This is a genomic window from Dyadobacter koreensis (genome assembly GCF_900108855.1).
Lineage (GTDB): Bacteria > Bacteroidota > Bacteroidia > Cytophagales > Spirosomataceae > Dyadobacter > Dyadobacter koreensis.
Genome location: NZ_FNXY01000017.1, coordinates 1 through 1428 on the forward strand (window position 1 = coordinate 1; position 1428 = coordinate 1428).

At 44.7% G+C, this 1428-nt stretch carries 1 protein-coding gene; it reads left to right on the forward strand.

Translation table 11 applies throughout. From position 1 onward, the window contains the following. Positions 1-145: 145 nt before the first annotated feature. The coding region (istA, locus tag BMY70_RS30595) for an IS21 family transposase (protein ID WP_090342605.1) at positions 146-1428 on the forward strand (1283 nt) is incomplete at its 3' end.

Here is a 1428-nt window from a genome sequence, read left to right on the forward strand (position 1 = left end):
TGTGATCGGTAAATAACAATGCACCACGATTGGTAAATAAGAGTGCACCATAATTGGTAACAAGAATGCACCAGATAGAAAGCTTTGGGGGCATGCCCCCAAAGCTTTCTACACCTAAATTGCCGGCTTACCAACCCTGGCATTTATGAATGTGTATTTAGCCAAATTTATGACTTATTTCGAAATCCACCGAATGCACCGTGAAGGTCTGTCCGTCCGGCACATCAGCAGTTACCTGGTACTGAACCGGCGCACGGTTATCAAGTATCTTAACATGAGCGAACAGGAGTACGAGTCTTTTTTGATCCAGCAGGCGGATCGTAAAAAGATCCTACTTCCGTATGAAGACTTCGTCAGAGAGCGTCTGGAAAAGTTCCAGGACACTTCGGCTGCCCAAATGCATGATTGGCTTAAAGAGCACTTTGATGACTTACCGGCAGTCTCGCAAAAAACGGTGTTTAATTTTGTTTGCTGGGTCAGAGACAAACATCAGATTCCGGTAACAAGTACCGAGCGCGAGTATCAAATGGTCGACGAGCTTCCATATGGAAAGCAGGCCCAGGTAGACTTTGGTGAGTACAATATGCGAAGCCCATCTGGCACCAGGGCGAAGGTATTCTTCTTCACGATGATCCTGTCTCGATCCAGGTTTAAATATGTCTGGTTTACAGATCGCTACTTTACATCAGAACTGGCGATCATAGCTCATGAGAAGGCTTTTGAGTATATAGAAGGTGTTCCTGACGAGATCGTTTATGATCAGGATAAAGTATTTATCGTCAGCGAAAACGGTGGCGATATCATCCTTACAGCCGCATTCCGCGCCTTCACCAGGGAACAGTCTTTCTCTCTTCATTTTTGTAGAAAATCCGATCCAGAAAGTAAGGGAAAGGTGGAAAATCTGGTCAAGTATATCAAACAAAATTTCCTTTACAATCGGACCTACCACAACATTGAGACTCTGAATAGCGAAGCCATGAGCTGGCTTGGACGGACCGCTAATTCACTGCCACATGCTGTGACGCGAAAAATGCCTTATGTCGAACACATCATCGAGCGTAGCTTCTTGCAACCCTACCGGGCACATACTTTCAAGCCAGTCGTTTTTTCCACTTACGCTGTCAGAAAAGATAATACAATCTCTTACAAGGGAAACTTCTATTCACTACCGATTGGCACCTTTAAGGGCAAACAAACACAGGTGTGTGTAAGAACGGAAGATTCCCGATTAATTATCAGTTCTACAGAGGGTAATCAGGAAATATGCAGCCACACAATCGCCGCCGGTAGAGGACAAAAAGTGCTTAAAACTGACCATAACAGGGATAAAAGCATTGCCGTCCATGAAATGATCACGCAGGTTGCAGCTTTATTCCCTGATCAGCAGAAAGCGTTGGAATGGCTCGAAATAGTTAAGTCAGAAAAGCC